The following is a 20,502-nucleotide window of genomic DNA, read 5'->3' as shown; positions in this document are numbered from 1 at the left end:
GGCCCCTTCACTGCCGAGGGGTCGTGAGACGCCACTCGAAACTCAGAACCTCACGTCGATCGCCGTGCCCCCGTACCGCACGGTCTTCCGAGCGCCGTCGGGCATGAGCACCACGTCGAACGTCCGTGGCCGTACCACGTTCGTCGCTCCCCGCGGCGCGCCCGGCGCGAGCGTCAGGCGCCGCCGAGCGTCGTTCCACGAGAGCCGGATCCACGAGCCGATCCCGCGCAGGTAGTCCTGCGAGCGGCCGTCGTCGTCGTACAGCGTGAACGCGCCGTCCGCTCCCCGATATACGCGCAGCACCGTCGGAGCGCTCACCGGCTCGTCCGCCCACTGGCGCACCGGATCGACGGGGACGATCGCGCCGGCGCGGGCGTAGATCGGCATCGTCGCGAGATCCACGGGGCGCGTCACCGTGCGGCCGCCGGCCGCGCGCGCGCCGGTCCACCAGTCGTACCAGTCGCCCGCCGGCAGATAGACCGCGCGCGACGCGGCGCCCTTCTCGAACACCGGCGCGACGAGCAGGTCGCGCCCCCACAGGTACTCCGAGCCGAGGCCGCGCGCGATCGAGTCGGTCGGGTAGTGCAGCCACAGCGCGCGCATGAGCGGCATCCCCGTCGTGCGCGCCTCCCACGCGAGCGTGTACGTGTACGGCAGCAACTGGTAGCGCAGCTCGTCGTAGCGCTTCGCGATCGGCTCGATGGCCGGGTTGTTCAGCTCCGCGCGGAGCACGCCGCGCGTGCTGTCGCCGGTGTTGCTGTTGTTCCCCTCGCGCGGGCCCATGTCGCTCAGCCCCCAGCCCCACGGCAGTCGGAGCTGCCAGGTGCGGCCGTGGCCGCGGAACGATGGCGTGAACGCCGCGAACTGGAACCACCGCGCGTACAGCTCTCCCGTCAGCTCGTTCGTGGCGTAGAAGCCGCCGATGTCGGATCCCCAGAACGGGCCGATGCTGAGCGAGTAGTTGAGCCCCACGGCGATCTGCCCCTCGAGCGTCTTCCACGACGACTCGGTGTCGCCCGACCACACCCATCCGCCCCAGCGTGCGATGCCGGGGAAGCCGTTCCGGTGCAGGCTCCACGGCCTCACGTCGGGGCGCGTCGACAGTGGCCCCTCGTAGTACAGGCGATGGCGCTGGAGCCGCTCGAACAGGTCGAACCAGTCTCCCTCGTCGGGCCAGAACGCGTCGACGCCGGCGTCGAACAGCCCGACGTGCTCCTGCCAGTAGCTGCGCGCGGTCGTCGAGTCGAGCCTCGGCAGCCGATCGCGGTCCCACGGCACCATGTGCAGCACGACCTTCACGTGCCGCGCGTGCATGTCGCGCACGAACGCGGCGCCGCCCCGCGGGAACACCTCGGGGTTGAACGCGAACGACGGCTGCCGCGTGTTCCATCCCTTCGGCGTGAACCCCGTGCCGAGGTAGATCACCGCGTCGACGGGGATGCGCTTCTCGCGGAACGTGTCGACGATGCCGAGCAGCTGCCGCTCGTCCTCGAGCGTGCGGTGCGACTGCATGTAGCCGAGCGCCCACCGCGGCGGGAGCGCGGCGGGGCCCGTGACCGCGGCGAGGTCGCGCATGAGCGCGGCCGGGTCGCGCGCGTCGAACACGAACACGTCGTAGGCGCCCGCCACGACCGCGTTCGCCGGCGGCTTTCCCTTCGCGAGCGCCTGCTGCTGGTTGCGCTCGGTCTGCACGATGCTGTCGCGCGCGTTAGGCACCCACGGCACGAGCACACCGCGCCGCGCGTCGCGAAGATCCACCTGCCCCCATGGCGTGGGCACGAACAGGCCCCAGCCGCCGGTGCCGACGAGCACCGCGGCCGGGTTGCGCGAGCCGTACGCGTCGCTCTGCCACCGCGGCTCCATCTCGTCGAGCCGCCCGCGGCGGTCGAACTGGATGGGCGCCGTGCGCCACGGCGTGCCCTGCTGCGGTCGCGGCCCGCCCTCGCCCATGCCCAGCACCGGCGCGTCGTCGACGCGGAACGCGAGCGACCCGTCCGGCTGGAACGTGAGCCGCTGCACCGTGTCGCCGGCCGCACGGAGGACCACGACGGTGAGCGGGTCCGGCCGCACCTCCACGGTGAGCGCGCCGACCGTGCGCCTGACGGGCGCGCGCAGCTCGCGTACGCTGATCGCTGGCGCCGCGTACGTGCGCTCGACGAGCGCCGGCGTGTACGGGAACGCCGCTGCCATGGCGGCCGGCTTCAGCGTGACGCGCACGCTCGCCGCGCCCGCCGCACGCACGTCGAGCTGCGCGGGCTGGCCAGCGGCGGCGATCGGCTGCGCATGCGCGCGCGCGGCGAGCGAGATCGCGGCGCCGGCGCGGAGCAGTCTCACGCGGAGCCGCGGAGCACGCGGAGCACAACACTTCACTGGTGTTCTCCGCGTGCTCCGCGGCTCCGCGTGAGATCTCCAGCGTGATACCGCCCGTCCGCCGTCGTCCCCATGTACCCGCCCCACGTGATCGCGGACGGCGTCTTCGCCGAGAGATCGAGACGCAGCAGCTGCCACTGCACGTCGGGCAGGCTCGCGATGCCGTTCGGCCCCATGCGCCACGACACGCCGATCAGCTCCAGCGTGCCCGTACGGCGCGGGTCGGCGACCACCGGTGTGCTCCACAGGTTGTCCGGCACGTCGTGCGACGCGAGACGATGCGTCGGCAGATGGAGCACGTGGATGCGCGAGCCCTGGGCGGCCGGAAAGCGCTGCGTGAAGAACACCGGCTCGTCCACGCCGTCGCCGGTGAGGTCGACGGCGAGCGGCGCGCCGGCCGGGTAGTTCGGATCGCGATACTCGTACAGCACGCGCCCGGTCGCGGCGTCGTACAGCCGGTGCACCGTGCCGACGTAGCGCGGGAAGGCGCCGATGCCGCGCGAGACGAACAGGCCGAGGCGCCCGCCGTCCCTCGTTAGGCGCACGACCGCCGGCTGGTGGTACGACTCCTCCGACGAGTCGGCGTGCGACCACAGCGGCTTCGCCGTCGCGCCGTCCACGGCGACGAGCCGTCCGTCGAACGTGTTCACGAGCACGTCCTGCTCGCCGTCGCCGGTGAGATCGACGAGCGTCGGCGGCGCGATGACCCCCTTCGTCCCTTCCAGCACGAGGCGCTCCGCGCGCGTGGCGAGCGTGCTGTCGACGAGCGACGCGAGCGGCGCGCGCCACTCGGCGCCGGGCTTCGTCTCGCCGCCGGTGCCGAAGATCACCCACGTGCTCCCGTCGCGCCGCCGATACGCGAGCGGCGAGGCGTACGTCTCGGCGCCGTCGGGCACCCGCTGCGCCCTCAGCACGCGGCCGTCGGCGCCCGAGACGACCATCACGTAGCCCGCGTCGCGCGCATCCCTCGGCGCGCGCGTGTCGTTGCCGCCGTACGTGTCGACGACGTCCGGCACGCCGTCGCCGTTCACGTCGGGCACGATGGCCGGCGTCAGGAAGTAGTACGGGAACGGCGTCGCGACGACGTCCTCGCCCAGCACGCGCCACAGCACGTGGCCGTCGGTGCCCGCGTACGCGGTGAGCACTCCCTCGCGTCCGCCCATGACGACGTCGGGAACGCGGTCGTGGTCGAGGTACGCGAAGCGGGGCGTGGTGAACGCGTCGCGCGGGTTCGGCACCTGCCACAGGATCCGGTTCGTGCGCCCGGAGACGGCGACGACGTAGCCGGAGACCGCCGGCTGTCCGGTGAACACGAGCCGCCGCCCCGCCGGCCGCGTGCGGTCCACGCCCGAGCCGAACACGATGTCGGGCACGCCGTCGCCGTCGAGGTCCGCGAGCGCGGGCGAGGACTCGTTCATCAGCGCGCCGGTGGCGGGCGGGAAGATCGCCGCGAAGCTCGGCGCCGGCGGGCGATCGGAGCGGCTGCAGGCAAAAAGCATCGAACCGCAGAGGACGCAGAGGAAAGCCGGAGACCGAATGAGTTCCCCTCTGCGTCCTCTGCGTCCTCCGCGGTTCAATGACGAGAGCCGTTCAATCGTTCTTGTCCTCGCGCTTGTTCTTCGTCGTGATGAGGATGACGCCGCCCGCGCCGCGGCCGCCGTAGATCGACGTCGAGGCCACGTCCTTCAGCACCGCCACCTGCTTGATATCGCTCGGCGTGAGCCCGGCGAGCGCGTTCACGATGTTGCCCGCCTGGATCATCTCGTCGTCGACGATGACGAGCGGCTCCTGCTCCTGGCTGATCGACGCCGCGCCGCGGATGCGGAAGCGCACCGAGCTGCCGGTCTGGATGATCTCGAGCCCCGCGACCTTGCCGCGGAGGAGCTCCTCGATGCTGAACGGGCGCCCCTTCATCACATCGTCGCTGGAGAGCGCGGTGACGGCGCCCGTCGTCTTCTCCCGCGGCTGCGCGCCGTAGCCGACCTGCACGCTGTCGGCGGGACGCGGGGCCCCCGCCGACCCGTGCTTCGCACACGCCGCCGCGCCGAGCGTGGCCAGGACGAGCAGGGTTCGTGTCGCCATCTGGAGGTCTCCTCGTGGGCCGGCGCGGGGAACCGTACAGGAAGCTGCGTGGCTGCGTGGCTGCGTGGCTCATCATAAGCAGCACGCAGCCACGCAGCCACGCAGCGGTCCTCAGAAGCCAGGGTTCTGCTTCAACTTGCTGTTCGTCTGGATGGCGCTCTGCGGGATCGCGAACAGCGTGCGGAAGCTGCCGTTCGGCACGTGGTTGAACCACTTCTTCGTCGTGAACACGCCGAAGCGGATCAGGTCCGTGCGCCGGTGCGCCTCGATGGCGAACTCCCATCCCAGCTCGTCGAGGAAGCGGCCGTACTGGATGTCGGCGCCGCCGTTGAACGTCGGCGTGCCGCCCGCCTTGTCCTTCACGGTGCCGTCCGTGTCGTACCACCCGTAGTTGTAGACGCTCCCCTTCACCAGATCGGGGCCGGTGACCGTCGCCTTCGCGGCCGCGGCGCCCGTGAAGTTGCGCTTCCGGACCTGCGTCACGAGCGCAGCGGCGGCGTCGGCCTGGCCGGTCCGCAGCAGCGCCTCGGCCCGCATGAACAGCACCTCGGCGTAGCGCAGCGCGGGATAGTCGACGTCCGACGCACCGGTCTCACCCTGGTAGATCTCGTACTTCTTCACCGGGTAGCCGTTGTCGAAGTCCGTCTTCGTCATCGACGGGACGAACTCCTTGAAGTCGTAGCCGCGCCCCTGCGCGTCGCGCTGGGTGCCCATCATCCACGTCTTGGTGAGGCGTGCGTCGTCCTTGTCGTACGTGTCGATGAACTGCGGGTTCGACGCCGAGCCGCCCCACGGCTGCGCCTGCATGTTGAAGACGAACCGGAGGTCCGGCTTCAGCGTCTTCATGTGGAAGTTGCTCTGCGTCGCGTTGATCGCGTCGTAGGGCACCGCGAAGATGATCTCCTGCGACGACTTGTCGTTCGTGCGGGAGAACGGCGTGCTGTAGTCGGCGTCGAGCTGGTACTTGTTCGCCGCCATGATCTCCTGCGTGAGCGTGAGCACCTTGTCGTACTGCGGGGTGCCCGTGTACACGCCGGCGTTCAGGTACACGCGCGCGAGGATCCCCTTCGCGGCGTACTGGTTGATGCGGCCGTACATCGCCGTGCCCGTCGCCGCCGAGAGCTGCGGGATCGTCTCCGTGAGCTCCTTCACGACGAAGTCGTACACCTGCTGCCGCGTCTTCTGCTCCGGCAGCTCGGTGGCCGTGAAGTCGGTCACGACCGGCACGTTGCCGAAGTTGTCGAGCAGCAGCGTGTAGTAGTACGCGCGAAGCGCGCGGAGCTCGGCAAGCGTCGCCGTCTTCGTCGCCGCGTCGACCGGGATGACGCCCGACTCGAGCTGGTAGATCACGCGGTTCGCGGCGTTGATGCCGCTGAACGACTGGCTATAGAGGCCGTTCGGCTGCCCCTGGTTCGCGTCCCACTTGTGCTCGTGCAGGCGGATGTAGACGCCGCCGTCGTACCAGCCGTTCGGCCGCACGGGGGTGAGCAGCTCGTCGGCGGTCTCCTCCTGGAAGTCGACCATGCCGTACCAGCTCATCCAGATGCCGCGCAGTGGCGTGTACGCCGGCGCCATGAGCGCCGCGAGGTCGGCGGCGGTGGGCTTGAAGTTCGCCTCGGTGACCTCGGTGTACGGGGTCTCCGTGAGGTCCGTGCAGCTTGCCGCCCCGACGCCGGCGAGAACCACCGCGCCGAGCACCGTGAGCTTCGAAAGGAGAGTTCGCATCGAAGTGGCCTCAGAACTGGATGGTCATGCCGCCGGTGAACGTGCGCGTCGTCGGGTACTGGTCGCGGTCGTCGATGCCGGGCGTCAGCCCGCTGATCGGCACCTCGGGGTCCATCCCCTTGTAGCCGGTGAGCGTCAGCAGGTTGCGGCCCGAGAAGTACACGCGCGCGCTCTGGACGTTGCCGCCGAACCGGCTGAGCAGGCGCCGCGGCAGCGTGTAGCCGAGCGTCGCGTTGTCGATCTTCCAGTAGTCGCCGTTCTCGATGTAGTAGCTGACGTACGCCAGGCTGTAGTTCACCGGGCGCTTGCCGTACACCGGGTCGAACGCCGACTTCAGCATGTTGTACTGAATGATCGTCGGGTTCTCGTAGTACATGCGCTGGTAGTTCAGGATCTGGAACTTGAACGCGCCGCGCATGTTCACGTCGAGATCGAAGTTCCGGAAGCGCACGTTGTTGTTCCACGCCGCGTACTGCTTCGGGATGCCGTTGCCGATCACCCGGCGGTCCTTCGGCTTCGCGTTCGCGACGGAGATCCGATTGCCGACGCTGTCGAGGACGACCCACACGCCCTTGTCGTCGATGTCGACCGACTGCCAACCGTAGAAGTTGCCGATCTGCTGGCCGACGCACATCTGGTGCGTGCTCACCTGGATCGGCTCACCCGTGCCGCCCAGCGTCGTGCAGTCGCTCGACGGCTGGAACGTCTCGTTCGAGAGCGTGAGCAGCCGGTTCTTGTTCTTCGACCAGTTCGCGCTCGTCGTCCACCGCAGCTTGCTGCCGCGGAGCACGTCGTACGAGAGCTGCGCCTCGACGCCCGAGTTCCGCATCGAGCCGACGTTGGCGAGGATGCTGCCGAACAGGTACGGCGGCACCGGCACCGAGTAGTTGTACAGCATGTTGTGCGTCGTGCGGTTGTACACGTCGACGCTGCCGTTCAGCCGCGACGCGAACAGCGAGAAGTCGGCGCCGGAGTTCAGCTCGCGCTTCTCCTCCCAGCGGAGGTTCGGGTTCGCGTTCCGCGACGGCGAGAGGCCCTGCACCCACTGACCGTTGTACAGGATCTTGCCGCCGTACGAGTAGCTGGTGAGCGAGAGGTACGACGAGCCGGGCGCGATGCCGGTGACGCCGTAGCCCGTGCGCAGCTTGAGGTCGTTGATGAACGAGAAGCGCTTGAGGAAGCCCTCCTCGCTCAGACGCCACGCGGCCGACGCGCCGGGGAACAGGCCCCACTTGTGGTCGGCGCCGAAGCGCGAGTTCCCTTCCTGCCGCAGGCTGGCCATGAGCAGGAAGCGGTTCTGCCAGTCGTAGTTCAGGCGACCGAAGAAGCCGATCACGTTGTAGCCCGTCTTGCCGCTCGAGAGCGTCGCCTTGCCGTCGGTCAGCGCCGTGCCGCGCGCGAGCGCGTCGTAGCCGAACAGGTCCGTCGGGAAGTTGAACGTGCTGGCGCCGAAGTTCTCGGCCACGTTGTCCTGGTAGCTGTAGCCGCCCAGCAGCGTGACGTTGTGCCGCCCGAAGCTGTTCGTGTACGTGCCCGTGCCCTCGAGGATGCGGTCCTCGCTCGACGAGGTGTTGCGGTTCGCCGTGCCGTTCAGGCCGCTCAGTGTGGTGTTGGCGTGCTCGAACGTCGTCGCGTCGCCGCTCAGCGAGGAGAAGCGCGACACGCCGCCCATGAGCGACAGGCGCAGGTGGTTGACGGGGGTCAGCGTCGCGGTGCCGTGCAGGCGCGTGTCGCGGCCCTCGTACTTGCCGTTCTGCTCGTCGATGAGCGCGACCGGGTTCTGGTACATGTACGTGCCGCGCTCCTGCCACGTCCCGTCGGCCGCGCGCACGTTGTCGGTGGGGTTGCGGATCAGCGCCTGACGCCACGCCCACCCGTAGCTGGGCCCCGTGAAGTAGTCCTGCGTGCGGTTCAGGAAGTTCGCGTCGGCGGTCAGCTTGTTGCCGAACATCGTGTGGTGCACCGTGCCGCGCGCCGTCAGGTTCTGGTTGTCGGAGCGCTGGAAGATCCCCTGCGCCTTGTCGAACGTGAACGAGCCGGTGTAGTTCGTCTGCCGGTCGCCGCCGCCGATCGCCAGGTTGTGGTACTGGCTCGTCGGGTTGCTGCGGAGGATCTGCGCCTGCCAGTCGGTGTTGCCGCCGAGGTCCTCGAAGTTGAGGCCCGTCGCCTTGAGCCGGCGGTAGTCGTCGGCGGTGAGGAAGTCGGGGCGGCGGTAGATGCTCTGTTCGGCGACGTAGCCCTCGTAGCGCATCGTCGGCTTGCCGCCGCTGTGCCGCTTGGTCGTGATGAGGATGACGCCGTTCGACGCGCGCGAGCCGTAGACCGCGGCCGCGGAGCCGTCCTTCAGCACGCTGATCGACTCGATGTCGGACGGCGAGACGGTGTTGAGGCCGCCCGGCACGCCGTCGACGAGGATCAGCGGGTTGGTGTTGCCCTGGATCGTCGTGATGCCGCGGAGCGTGATCTGCGTGCCGGCACGCGGGTCACCGCTCGGCGTGGTGACGCCCAGGCCGGCGACCTTGCCGGCGATGAGCGACGCGGCGTCGCGCGCCGGGCCCTGGTTGAACTCCTCGGAGTTGACCTGCGCGACGGAGCCCGTGACCTCGCCCTTGCGCTGGGTGCCGTAGCCGACGACGACCATCTGCTGCAGCGAGACGGCGAGCGTGCCGAGGCGGAAGTCGGCGGTGACGGCGCCGTTCGAGGTGACGGTGACCGTGTCGAGGCCCGGGAAGTAGCCGAGCGAGGCGGCGCGCACGACGTGGCGCCCGGCGGGGACGCTCGCGATGCGGTAGTGCCCCGTGGAGTCGGTGAGCGCGCCGAGCTGGGTGCCCGGGATGGTGACCTGGGCGCGGAAGACGGGGCGGCCGGCGTCGGACGTGACCACGCCGGTGATCCGCCCGGTGGCCTGCGCTTCGGCCGCGAACGGGGTCAGCAGGCACAGGGCGATCGTGCCGCCGACGGATGACATGCGCATGTCTGGGACTCCGGGGAGCGGGGACGGGTCGAGCGGGATCCTGGATGTTGTCTATTGTATACGAACAGCTGCTGCGTGGCTGCGTCGCGGCGCGACACCTCACGCAGCCACGCAGCCACGCAGCTACAAGCTCGTCGCGCGCACGGTGCGCACGCCGAACACCGGCGTGATCCGCCCGTTCGACGCCGCCTGGAAGCGGACCGTGATCTTGCTCTTGCCCTTCACGAGATCCTGCGGCACCGCGTACTGCGCGTCCCAGAACCCGATCGCCGTCGCGTTCGGCTCGAACGTGCCGACCGGCGTGCCGTCGACGAGGATCTGGAAGTTGCCCGCGGCCGGCGCGAGACCCTGGCTGTTCAGGTACGTCACCACCACCGCCGTCGGCGCCGACGGGTCCACCGGGAGATCGAACGAGAACCACCCCTGGCCGGCGCGATTCGCCCGCCCCTCCGCCCGCAACACCGGACGCTCGAGCGGCTCGCTCTGATAGTTGAAGTCGCGCTCCGGCTGCATCTCGCCCGGCTGCACGAAGCCCACCGTCGCCGCCTCCAGCTTGCGCACGCGCTCGCGCTCCGCGGCGATCGCCGCGCCGCGCGCCTCGTACTGCGCCGGCGTGAGGATGTCGAAGTAGCCGCTGTAGCGGCGGCGATGCGTGCGATAGAACGGCTTCAGCGCCACGTCGCCCGGCGCGCTCTTCTGCTCGGGGATCAGCGCGACGCCCTTCGCCGTGAACTCGTTAGGCGCGCCGGCCGGCACCACCCAGTCGGTGAGCGCGCGCCCGCCGGTGACGAGCACCGGCACCGGCTGCGGCGCCGGCGCGTTCGTCGCCGAGCCGTCGGCGACGCGGCCGCGTCCCTCGCGGCGCGGCCCGAGATCGCCCGCGAGCACGAGCGGGCCCCACATGATCGCCGCGACCTGCGGCTGGTCCGGCGTCGGCTCGAGGCGCAGCGACTTCGGGAGCGTGAGCTGGATCGTGTCGCCGGTCTTCCACGTCCGCTCGATCTCGACGTAGCTGCTCGGCTGCGGCCGCGCTTCCTCCTCGCGCGACGCGCGGCCGCCGCCGCTCGCGCGGAGCTGGGCCAGCGACGGCTGCGCGAGCGCCTCCCCGTTCACCGCGATGCGGAAGCCGTCCCCGGCCCACGTCGGGCGCCTAACGGCGAGCGTGAACTTCCGCGGCTGCGGCACGGTGAGCGTGACCGTCGCCGTCTCGCCCTCGGGGAAGTCCGTCGTCTGCGCCACGCGCACGCCCTTCAGCGCGCCCGTGTCGATCTGCGCCGTCGACGGGATGAACAGGTTCACCCAGAGCGTGTCGTCGTTCTCGAAGTAGATGTTCTGCCCGTGCAGCGCGTGGTTCTCCATCCCCGAGCCCACGCAGCAGGTGAAGCTCCGCTGCATGTCCTGATACTCCTGCTGCACGCCGCGGCCGACCGGCACCATGTAGCAGGTGCGCCCGTCCTCCGGGTCGATCGACGCGAGGACGTGGTTGAACAGCCAGCGCTCGTTGTAGTCGGCGTAGTCCGCGTCCGGGCGGAACGAGGCGAGCCGGCGCGTCAGCTTCGCCATGTTGTAGGCGTTGCACGACTCGCTCGTGCGGCCGTCGACGCGCACGCCGATCTGGTCGGCGGGGCCCCAGTACTCCGACTGGCCGTGCCCGCCGGTGGCGTACGTGTGGTGCTGCGCGATGCGGTCGGTGAAGAACGACGCCGCCTCGAGGTCCGCGGCGTCGGCCACGTACCCGTAGCGCGCCGCCGACCCGATCATCTTCGGGATGTTCGTGTTGGCGTGCTTGCCGCCGAGGTTGTCCTGGTGACGCTTCAGCGGACGGGTGAAGCCGTCGTGCTCGAAGCGGTAGGACAGCTTGAGCCACCGCTCGTCGCCGGTGTCGGCGTAGAGGTCGGCGAAGACCTCGTTCATACCGCCGAACTCGGTGAGCATCATGCGCTGCATCTGCTCGTACGAGAGCGGCGCGACGATCCGCTCGGCCCACGCGGCGAACTTCGTCTCGACGTCGAGCGCCTGCTTGTTGCCGGTCTCGCGGTAGGCGTCGCGCAGCCCGGCGTAGGTCTTGTGCAGCGTGTACCACGGCGACCAGAGGCCGTTCAGGTCGAAGCCGCCCGAGCGGATGTTGCCCTTCGACACCTCCTCGAACGCCTTCTGGCCGCCCTCGAGGGCGCCGCAGTAGCCGTCGCCGTGCTTGTCCTGCACGAGCTTGAGCTCACTCACGATGTAGTCCGCGCGGCGCTTGAACTCCGGGTCGCCGGTCGCGGCATACATGTAACTGATGGCGGACAGGTAGTGGCCGGCGATGTGGCCGGTGAGGTTGCGCCCGCCGCCGTCCCAGCCGGTGTAGCCCTCCGCCTTCGGCGTCAGCCCGGCCTCCTTGCGGTAGTAGGCGAGCATCCGGTCCGGCTGGAGCTCCTTCAGGTACGCGACGTCGAGGTCCTGCGCGTGCTTCAGCGGGCCGCCGGTCACGCGGACCTGATGGAAGGGGATCGGGCGTGCCCGCAGCATTCGCCGCTCGAACGCACGAATTGCCGCCGGCGTCGTGGGCGCGGCGGCCGCGTGGGCCACCTCGGCGGCGCCCGTGGCACCGGCGGCGCCGGGCACGAGCGCGCCGGGGTCGAGGATGCCGTCGTCGAGCGTCGCGGCGGCGCCGGCCTTCGCGGCGAGGGGGCCGAGGGCGAGGGCGGCGGTGACGGACGCCGAACGCTGGAGGAAGTCGCGGCGAGTGGACATCGATGCTTCGTCGGGTGCGCGCGGGGAGGCGGACGGACGTGAAGCGGCGCCGGCCGGGCGTGAACGGCCGGGGAGATCCCGTGAGGCGCCCCGGGTGGCCGAGTGCCTCTTTTGTTTATGCGGGAGCCCCCCGGATCGTTGAACCGTGGTCCGGATCGCGACGACGGCGGCTACATCGCATATTGTATCCAACATTCGACAGGTTGAATAACGTATACGATCCCCGAGACCCGGCAAGGGGATCGCCCGTCACCATGCCGGCATTCATCGCGCCGTCCCACCGGCCCCACCCGCGACGCCCATGACCGACTCCTTCTCCCGGCGGGACTGGCTCAAGACCGTCGCGGGCGCCAGCGCTGGCGCCGCCGTATCGGCTGCCGCCCCCGCACCCGCCGGCGCCGAGCCCCCCACACCCGCGCCCGCCGTTCAGACGGCCGTTCAGGTGCGGGACGTCCACGCCCCGGGCGACATCGTCGACCTCGTGTCGACGAGCGACGTGTTCATCCCGCCGCGGGGCCGGTCGTTCATGAAGTTCAGCTTCGACTTCCCCGAGCCCTCGGTGGCGTTCGGCGACCACCGGTTCGGCTTCCTCGTCTTCACCGAGGAGAACACGTACGCCCTGGACCGCGCCCGCATGCGGGCCGGCGGCACCGGCGACGCGCTGCAGCTCACCTGCGACGGCTTCACCTGGGCCGGCGGCCAGGAGAAGGCGCCCGGCACGCTCACCGCGACGTTCCGCCGCACCGGCACCACCATAGAGTGGGACGTCGTCGCCGAGATGCCGCACCCCATCAAGACCGTGACGACGGTGATCCGCGACGTGCCGCGCGGCCGCATCGCCGTCGGCGGCGGCGCACCGTTCGACCCGACCGACGGCGACGTGCTCGCCGGCTACACGTTCGGCGCCGGCGACCTGCACGGCGCCGGCGTGCCGATCAGCATCACCACGCCGATCGCCGCCGCGCTGCCGAGCGACGGCGACGTGTACGCGCTCTCCACGCTCGACGACCGGGTGCGCCCGAAGCGCTTCTACTTCCAGGCCGGCGAGCGCGCCTACCGCGTGGAGGCGATCTACGAGCACGACGCGTGGCGCGACGACCGGCGCGTCGCCGTGCCGCGGTGGCGGCTCGCGCGCACCACGTCGCTCGACGCCGCGGTGCAGCAGCACATGCAGCACGTGGAGCGCGCGTTCGACCTCGAGACGTGGGAGGCGCGCACCGACGTGCCGCGATGGATGCGCGACGTCGCGCTCGTGACGACGCTGCACGGCCAGCACTACACGGGCTTCATCTTCAACGACTACGCCCGGCAGCTCGAGATCCTCCGCTGGATGGCGACGCAGATCCCGGCGAGCCGCGTGCTCGTGTTCCTCGCCGCGTGGGACGGGCGCTACTACTGGGACTACCCGAAGTACGAGGTCCCGGCGCGCATGGGTGGCGAGGCGGGCTTCCGCCGGCTCATCGGTGAGGGGCAGCGGATGGGGTTCAAGATGATGCCGATGTACGGCACGAACTCGGCGAACCGCAAGCTCGCCATGTGGCCGAAGATCGCCGGCGGCGTCACGCGCAAGATCGACGGCGACACGTACCACCTGAACTGGGTGGACTGGAACAACGATCGGCACCAAGACGGCTGGCTGGAGTACATGAACCTCGGCGCCGACCCGTGGCGCAACTGGCTCGAGGGGCGCATCGCCGAGATGATCGAGCGCTATGGCGTGGATGCGTACTTCCTCGACATCGTCGGCGGGCACGTGAACAGCACGACGGGCGACATGCACGAGGGCACGCGGCGGATGATCACGAACCTGCGCGCGAAATATCCCAAGGTGGTCGCCGTGGGCGAGATGCCGTACGACGCGCTGCACGGCTTCATCCCGATGTTCCACGCCGGCGGCGGCCCGCTCTGGCAGAAGTACTCGCGCTTCTACTCGCACCTCAGCGCACCGGCGCCGGGGCGCGGCTCGAGCGGCGTGCACGAGTCGGGGTTCGGCCGCTTCAACACGGAAACGTTAGGCCTCTACCCGAGCACGATCCCCACGCTGCAGGTGGTCGACGACACGTTCACGAAGCACCGCGACACGATGGCGGCGATCATCGCGCGGGCGAAGGCGAGAGCGGGCATCGCGTGAGCGATCACCAACCACGCGAGGGGTTCGCTCTGGCGAGGAGTTTCTCGATGGCGGGAGATGTCGACGGACGATCGCCCGCGAACGCAAGGGTCGGGAATGACCGGTACGCGTATTTCGACTACCACACGCGCGGCCGTGCGAGCCGCGTCCCTGCTTCCCCACACCGAGATCCCCGCATGCCCGCGACGCGCCGCTCGAGCCCCGAGGCACGACCGCCGGTCCCGCTGCCGCGCCAGACGCTGACGGGCATGACGCTCGACGCGATCCGCGAGCGGATCCTCAGCGGCGCGTACCCCGAGGGGGAGCCGCTGCGGCAGGACGCGATCGCCGCGGAGCTCGGGGTGAGCCGCGTGCCGATCCGCGAGGCGCTGCGCCAGCTCGAGGCGGAGGGCCTCGCCGTGTTCTCGCCGCACCGCGGCGCGGTGGTCTCGTCGCTGTCGCTCGACGAGATCGACGAGGTGTTCGCGCTGCGCGCGGACATCGAGCCGGTGCTCCTGCGCCGCGCGGTGCCGCGCCTCGACGCGGCGGCGCTCGACCGCGCGGCGGAGGTGCTCGACCGCTACGAGTACGCGCTGCGCGTGCACGACGTGCTCGCGTACGGGGAGCTGAACTGGCAGTTCCACTCCACGCTCTACGACGCGGCCGATCGACCGGTGACGCTCGGCGTGGTGCAGCGGCTGCACCAGCAGTGCGACCGCTACCTGCGCATGCAGCTCGCGCTCACGCACGGCGAGCACCGCGCGAGCGGCGAGCACCGCGCCATCCTCGACGCGGCGCGGCGGCGCGACGTCCGGCGCGCCGCGGCCCTGCTGCGCGAGCACGTCCTCGGCGCCGGGCGGTCGCTGCTCGACTTCCTCGGCGATCATCGCGCGGCGGGCACCGGCGCGGCAGTCACCGGCGCGATGCGCGCGCCGAGGAGCCATCGCGGGAATCGGTAGCGCGCGGGATGTCCCCCGCGCCGGCCGTCACCCGGCCGTGACGCGGGTGCGAGACGGCGGGTCCACGGTCTTGCGGCCTCCCGTTTTGGATACCATATCCACTCGACCGTGACGCCCCCCCGCAGCCGGCTCGTGGCCGTTCCTCCCCGTCCGTCCCGCCGCCCGGCGATCGTTAGGCGCCGCGGCGTGCTCGCCACCGGGCTCGCGCTCGCGGCCTCCGCGTGCTACCGGAACGTGCCCCTGGACCCCGCACCGCTCGCCCCCGGGGCCGCCGTGCGCCTGTACCTCACCGGCGACGGCACCGCGCGGCTCGAGCCGCGCCTCGGCCCGCAGACGCTCGCCGTCGATGGGCGCGTCGACAGCGTCGGCGCGGGCGGCGTGACCGTCGTCGTATCGCAGACGACGAAGACGTACGGCGGCACGATCGCGTGGATGGGGGAGCGCGTGACGATTCCCACCACCGTCATCGCGCGCGCCGAGCAGCGGGTGCTGGACCGGCGGCGCACCATCGCCGTCGCCGCGAGCGCCGCCGGCGCCGCGCTCGCCGCCATGTTCGTGCTCATCGCGCAGCACGGCGGCGGTACCCCCGAGCCGCCCGGCGGGCCCACCGGTCCGTCCCCGTAGCCTCGCCGTCGCACGTCGCCTTTGCACGTCGCCGTCCCAGGTCGCAGCCGCCGCCGATCGGTCACCGCCCCATCACCCGCTTCGAGGGACGAAGGATGATCCGAGAGTCCGTCCGCCGATCGTTCCGGCCGGCCGCTGCCGTGGCTGCCGTCGCGCTCACGGTCGCCAGCGCGCGCGTCGTGAGCGCGCAACAGCCCGCGCCACGCGGCAGCGGCAGCGCCATCGAGGGCACCGTGCGCGACGTCGCCAGCGGCCGCCCGCTCGCGAACGCGCAGGTGCTGATCGTCAACTCCACGCTCGGCGCGGCGACCAACGAGAACGGCACCTACCGCATCGCGAACGTGCCCGTCGGGCCGGCCGTGCAGGTGCGCGTGCGGCTCATCGGCTACGGCGCGCAGAGCAAGACCGTCGCCGTGACGTTAGGCCAGACGGCGCGCGCCGACTTCGACCTCCAGCAGTCCGCGCTGCAGCTCGACCAGGTCGTCGTCACCGGTACCGGCGCCGCGGTGGAGACGAAGAAGCTCGGCAACACGGTGGCGACGATCAACACCGAGGACCTCAAGTCGGCGCCGATCCAGAACCCCTCCGAGCTGCTCGCCGCGCGCACCCCTGGCGTGCAGGTGCTGCCGTCCGGAGGCACGACGGGGAGCGGCGCGCGGATCCGCATCCGCGGCAACGCCAGCCTCTCGCAGTCGAACAACCCGGTCATCTACATCGACGGCGTACGCGCCGACAACGGCGGCTCCAGCGCCGGCGGTGCGTCGAACTCGTCGCGCCTCGAGGACATCGACCCGAGCTCCATCGAGCGCGTCGAGGTGCTCAAAGGCGCCGCCGCCGCGACGCTGTACGGCACGGAAGCGTCGAACGGCGTGATCCAGATCTTCACGAAGAAGGGCTCGCAGGGTCCCGCGCGCTGGACCGTCGACCTCTCGCGCTCGGCGATCACCTACCCGGACCGCGTCGCGCCGAACGCCGGCTTCGCGCGCAACCAGGCGAAGGCCGACACGCTGGGCCGCATCTTCGGGCTCACGCTGCAGCCGTTCCAGCCCTTCGAGTACAACGTCACGAAGCAGCTCTGGGAGACGGGGTTCAACAACACCGCCAGCGCGTCGGTGAGCGGCGGCGCGGAGAAGGTCAACTACTTCGTGAGCGGCCGCTACGAGTACGAGGACGGCCCGTTCACGTCGAACAAGATCGCCAACCCGACCGACGTGAAGGCGGACCTCGCGCAGGATCTGCTGAAGCGCAACCAGGCGACGGTCAGCCTGAACGTGCTGCCGACCGACAAGATCACGATCGGCTTCCAGACGCACTACACGGTGTTCCGCCTCGACGGCATCCAGGGGCAGAACTCGATCTACTCGCCGTACGCCGAGTCGATGTACGCGAAGCCCGACTCCGCGTCGTGCAACGGGCCGGACGGGAAGCACTCGCTCGACTACATCGGCGGCGTCGCACGCTGTCAGCTCACCGGCAACCCGTTCGGCAACAGCACGTTCACGTCGCTGCGCGAGTCGGTGCAGCAGCAGGCGTACCAGGACGGCACGCACTACACCGGCTCGCTCAGCGCGCGGTGGGCGCCGCAGGAGAAGCTGAACCTCGCCGCCACGGTGGGGCTCGACAACACCGACGTGCGCGCCGTCAGCTACTACCCGTTCGGCAACAACGTCGACCTGATCAGCACCCAGGCGCCGTTAGGCACGCGCAGCGTGAACGACCTGCGGACGCAGAACGTCACCGTCGACACGAAGGGGAACTGGACGTCGCGCCTCGGCTCGGCGTTCGAGTCGCAGCTGACGCTCGGCGCGCAGGGCTACATGGTGACGCAGAAGAGCGAGAACGGTAGCGGCCGCGACTTCCCCGGCCCCGGTCTCGCCGTCACCGGTGCGGGCGCGACGCAGTCGTCGTCGGAGGGGTACATCCGCGTCGTGAACGCGGGGTACTTCGCGCAGGAGCAGCTCGGCTTCCACAACTGGATCTTCGGCACCGTCGGCGCGCGCTACGACTACAACAGCGCGTTCGGCGAGAGCGCGGGCGGCGTGCTGTACCCGAAGCTCAGCGTGTCGGTGGTGCCCTCCGACCGCGGCGGGTGGAACTGGACGACGCTCTCGTCGCTGCGCCTGCGCGCCGCCATCGGCAAGTCGGGGCGGCAGCCGGGCGCGTTCGACAAGTTCACGACGTACGCGCCGCTGAACGCGTCGACCGGCTCGGGGCTCGTGCCGGACAACCTCGGCAACCCCGACCTCAAGCCCGAAGTCACGACGGAGATCGAGGGGGGCTTCGAGGCGGGGCTCTTCTCGAACCGCGCGCAGCTCTCGGCCACGTACTGGACGCGCACGCTGAAGGACGCGCTCATCTCGAAGCAGTTCCCGGTGTCGGGCGGCTTCTCGTCGCGGCAGCTCACGAACATCGGCCGGCTGGATGCGCACGGCATCGAGCTCGCGCTGAACGGCTTCGTCGTGAATCGCGCGAACTTCGCGGTCGACCTGTTCGCGAACGGCTCGTACCTGTCGCAGAAGGTCGTGAGCCTCGGCGGTGCGCCACCGATCAAGGTGCAGGGGAGCTACGTGCGCATCCGCGGCTTCATCAAGGAGGGGTACACGCCGGGCGCGCTGTTCGGCGTGAAGATCTTCCAGCCGTGCTCGAGCTACCGGAACCCGGCGACGGACGCGAAGGGCGGCTGCTACCAGGCCGGCGAGACGCCCTACGACCAGAACCGCGACGGCAAGCCGGACACCGAGGCGCAGCTGCGCGCGGTGCTCGCGAACCCGATCAACCCGACGAACCTGGTGCTGCTCCGCGCCGACGACGACGGCAACAAGCTGTTCGACGACCACTACCAGGGAAAGCCGTTCCCCGACTGGCAGGGCGCGTTCGGCGGCAACGTGCGCCTCGGCAAGGCGTGGCGGCTGGCGAACGTGTTCGAGTACAAGGCAGGGCACTACACGATCAGCGACCTCACCGACTCGTTCCGCAACGCGAGCCCCACGTTAGGCCGCAACCGGATCGAGGCCGCGCGGGTGGAGGCGACGCTGCTCAACCCGGCATCGACCGCGGATGAGCGGTTCGCCGCCGCGCAGCAGTGGCTCGGCCTCGTGGCGCTCTCGCCGTACGACGGCTACAACCAGAACAAGCCGGGCGACTTCGTGCGATGGCGCGAGGTGAGCCTCACGTACACCACGCCGCATGCGTTCGCGTCGAAGATCGGCGCGCGGGAGCTCTCGCTCGTCGCGGCGGCGCGCAACCTCGTGCTGTGGACGCGATACCCGGGCACCGACCCGGAGGTCAACTACAACGGCACGTCGAACTCGCTGAGCTCCGCGCAGACGGACAACAACTTCTACGAGGCGAGCGACGTGTTCGGCCTGCCGATCCCGCGCCGCTTCACGTTCTCCGCCCGCCTGGCCTTCTGAGGAGGACACCATGACGAGGACTGCCCTCCTCCGGCGCATCGCGCTCGTCCCCGCCGCGGTGCTCGCCGGCGCGGCCGCGTGCAACGACCTGCTGCAGGTCGACAACCCGAACAACGTGAACGTCGAGGCGCTGTCGAACCCCGCCTCGGCGCCGAACCAGGTGAACGGCGAGCTCGCCGCGCTCACCCGCGGCGCGAACGAGCTGGTGGGGCTCGTCGTCACGGCGAGCGACGAGCTGACGTGGACCGGCTCGCTCGACGGCATGGACCGGCTGAACCGCGGCTTCGTGCGCGACCCCACCATCGAGTTCGTGATCGACGCGACGACGGCGATGAGCCAGGCGCGCTACATGGCCGCGCGCACCGTCGCGCAGCTCGAGCAGTTCAAGGCGGCGAACCAGCTCACCGACCCGACGCAGCTCGCGCTCGCGAACCTGTACGCGGCGGTGACGTACGACTACCTCGCGAACCACTTCGACGACTTCGTGATCGCGTCGGCGGAGCGCGAGGCCGGCGCGCCGATCGGTTCGGCGAAGATGGTCACGCTCTACGACTCGGCCGAGGCGGCGGCGACGCGCGGGCTCGCGCTGCTCCCCGCGACGTCGGCGACCGCGCTCGTGCGCGGCCAGCTCACCGCCATGCGCGCCCGCGCCAAGTTCGACCGCGCGATCTGGCAGAAGCTCAATCCGTCGGGCAAGGCACCCGCCGACCCGCTCGTGTCCGACCAGGGCGCGGCCGACGACGCCGTGGCCGCGCTCACGATCTTCGCCGGTACCACGGGCGGCGCCGACGCGCGGCTGCCGCTCACCGTGACCACGGGGATGGCGATCGGCAACTGCTTCCTGCCGTCGTGCACGAACTCGCGCAAGGAGATCGCGTTCAACCCCGCGCTCGGCAGCTACAACTACACGACGCGTGCGCTGACCGTCGCGCTGCGCGACCCGATCACGAACCAGCCCGACCCGGTGCTCCAGTCGCTCATGCAGGAATTCGTGACGGGCAACCTGCTCACGACGCTCATCGCCACGGGCGCGCGCGACATGCGGCTGATCGCCGCCGAGGTGGCCCTGGCGAAGGGGAACACGACGGAGTTCGCGACGCAGATCAACGCGCTGCGGGCGCTCAACAACCTGCCCGCGTGGACGGGTGCCGCGGGTCAGCCGTCGGCGCGCGACATCCTCATCCACGAGCGGCGCGTGAACCTGTTCCTGCAGGGCCGCCGGCTGAACGACATGTACCGCTTCGGCATCGTCGACCCCGCGTGGTCGGCGCAGGGGGAGACGCTCACCTGCCCCGGCGCCGAGCTGCCGATCGGCGACATCGAGCGGCAGACGAACCCGAACATGCCGAGCACGCAGCCGGCCTGCGGGAGCTGAGCGCGCGAACTGCGATCTCTCGCGGAGGCGCGGAGCACGCGGAGAAAACCATTCGGACAGCAAGAGCTCTGGGGATTGAAAGGATCCTGAGGGATCCTGGGATCCTTTCATCCCCAGGTCTTTGCTGTTGCTGT

At 70.4% G+C, this 20,502-nt stretch carries 11 protein-coding genes; 5 read left to right on the top strand and 6 right to left on the bottom strand.

Annotated elements, in window-relative coordinates:
• Window positions 1-42: 42 nt before the first annotated feature.
• From J421_RS24400 to J421_RS24375, 6 genes are all read right to left on the bottom strand, one after another.
• Complete coding sequence (locus J421_RS24400) at window positions 43-2,334, bottom strand: glycoside hydrolase family 31 protein (protein ID WP_025413736.1); 2,292 nt, start codon at window positions 2,332-2,334, stop codon at window positions 43-45.
• A 32-nt stretch (window positions 2,335-2,366) separates the two neighbouring features.
• Entirely contained in the window at window positions 2,367-3,869 is a 1,503-nt protein-coding gene (locus tag J421_RS24395; RefSeq protein WP_025413735.1) for a PQQ-binding-like beta-propeller repeat protein, read from the bottom strand.
• Window positions 3,870-3,960: 91 nt separating this feature from the next.
• Window positions 3,961-4,452: a TonB-dependent receptor plug domain-containing protein gene (locus J421_RS24390; protein WP_025413734.1), complete on the bottom strand. Its 492-nt coding sequence runs from the start codon at window positions 4,450-4,452 to the stop codon at window positions 3,961-3,963.
• A gap of 111 nt (window positions 4,453-4,563) precedes the next feature.
• Window positions 4,564-6,177 (bottom strand): RagB/SusD family nutrient uptake outer membrane protein, encoded by a 1,614-nt coding sequence (locus J421_RS24385; protein WP_025413733.1) that lies wholly within the window; start codon window positions 6,175-6,177, stop codon window positions 4,564-4,566.
• A 10-nt stretch (window positions 6,178-6,187) separates the two neighbouring features.
• Window positions 6,188-9,151 carry a SusC/RagA family TonB-linked outer membrane protein gene (locus tag J421_RS24380; protein ID WP_025413732.1) on the bottom strand — a complete coding sequence of 988 codons (2,964 nt, stop codon included), beginning with the start codon at window positions 9,149-9,151 and terminating at the stop codon, window positions 6,188-6,190.
• Window positions 9,152-9,274: 123 nt separating this feature from the next.
• Window positions 9,275-11,887, bottom strand: a complete 2,613-nt coding sequence (locus J421_RS24375) for a glycoside hydrolase family 127 protein (protein WP_158508888.1) — start codon at window positions 11,885-11,887, stop codon at window positions 9,275-9,277.
• A 301-nt stretch (window positions 11,888-12,188) separates the two neighbouring features.
• On the opposite strand from J421_RS24375, the gene J421_RS24370 reads away from it, so the two are divergent.
• From J421_RS24370 to J421_RS24350, 5 genes are all read left to right on the top strand, one after another.
• Window positions 12,189-14,018, top strand: coding sequence for a hypothetical protein (locus J421_RS24370; protein ID WP_148306517.1), 1,830 nt, complete (start codon window positions 12,189-12,191; stop codon window positions 14,016-14,018).
• A gap of 176 nt (window positions 14,019-14,194) precedes the next feature.
• Complete coding sequence (locus J421_RS24365) at window positions 14,195-14,956, top strand: GntR family transcriptional regulator (RefSeq protein WP_236646364.1); 762 nt, start codon at window positions 14,195-14,197, stop codon at window positions 14,954-14,956.
• Between the two features lie 108 nt (window positions 14,957-15,064).
• On the top strand, window positions 15,065-15,580 hold the full coding sequence (locus tag J421_RS24360) for a hypothetical protein (RefSeq protein ID WP_148306516.1): 516 nt from the start codon (window positions 15,065-15,067) through the stop codon (window positions 15,578-15,580).
• 95 nt (window positions 15,581-15,675) lie between these two features.
• A complete protein-coding gene (locus tag J421_RS24355; protein ID WP_104023246.1) occupies window positions 15,676-18,993 on the top strand; it encodes a SusC/RagA family TonB-linked outer membrane protein in 3,318 nt (1,105 codons plus the stop codon).
• A 10-nt stretch (window positions 18,994-19,003) separates the two neighbouring features.
• Window positions 19,004-20,368: a RagB/SusD family nutrient uptake outer membrane protein gene (locus J421_RS24350; protein WP_025413726.1), complete on the top strand. Its 1,365-nt coding sequence runs from the start codon at window positions 19,004-19,006 to the stop codon at window positions 20,366-20,368.
• Window positions 20,369-20,502 lie beyond the last annotated feature (134 nt).

The sequence above is a fragment of the Gemmatirosa kalamazoonensis genome (assembly GCF_000522985.1).
GTDB lineage: Bacteria > Gemmatimonadota > Gemmatimonadetes > Gemmatimonadales > Gemmatimonadaceae > Gemmatirosa > Gemmatirosa kalamazoonensis.
Note: the sequence above shows the minus strand (reverse complement) of the source record. Positions and strands in the feature narration are given on the sequence as shown.

What these genes read in the sequence shown, in the direction of transcription:
- J421_RS24375 (WP_158508888.1), bottom strand. Translation starts at nt 11,887, where the DNA reads ATGTCCACTCGCCGCGACTTCCTCCAGCGTTCGGCGTCCGTCACCGCC.
- J421_RS24395 (WP_025413735.1), bottom strand. Translation starts at nt 3,869, where the DNA reads ATGCTTTTTGCCTGCAGCCGCTCCGATCGCCCGCCGGCGCCGAGCTTC.
- J421_RS24370 (WP_148306517.1), top strand. Translation starts at nt 12,189, where the DNA reads ATGACCGACTCCTTCTCCCGGCGGGACTGGCTCAAGACCGTCGCGGGC.
- J421_RS24350 (WP_025413726.1), top strand. Translation starts at nt 19,004, where the DNA reads ATGACGAGGACTGCCCTCCTCCGGCGCATCGCGCTCGTCCCCGCCGCG.
- J421_RS24385 (WP_025413733.1), bottom strand. Translation starts at nt 6,177, where the DNA reads ATGCGAACTCTCCTTTCGAAGCTCACGGTGCTCGGCGCGGTGGTTCTC.
- J421_RS24365 (WP_236646364.1), top strand. Translation starts at nt 14,195, where the DNA reads ATGCCCGCGACGCGCCGCTCGAGCCCCGAGGCACGACCGCCGGTCCCG.
- J421_RS24380 (WP_025413732.1), bottom strand. Translation starts at nt 9,151, where the DNA reads ATGCGCATGTCATCCGTCGGCGGCACGATCGCCCTGTGCCTGCTGACC.
- J421_RS24390 (WP_025413734.1), bottom strand. Translation starts at nt 4,452, where the DNA reads ATGGCGACACGAACCCTGCTCGTCCTGGCCACGCTCGGCGCGGCGGCG.
- J421_RS24355 (WP_104023246.1), top strand. Translation starts at nt 15,676, where the DNA reads ATGATCCGAGAGTCCGTCCGCCGATCGTTCCGGCCGGCCGCTGCCGTG.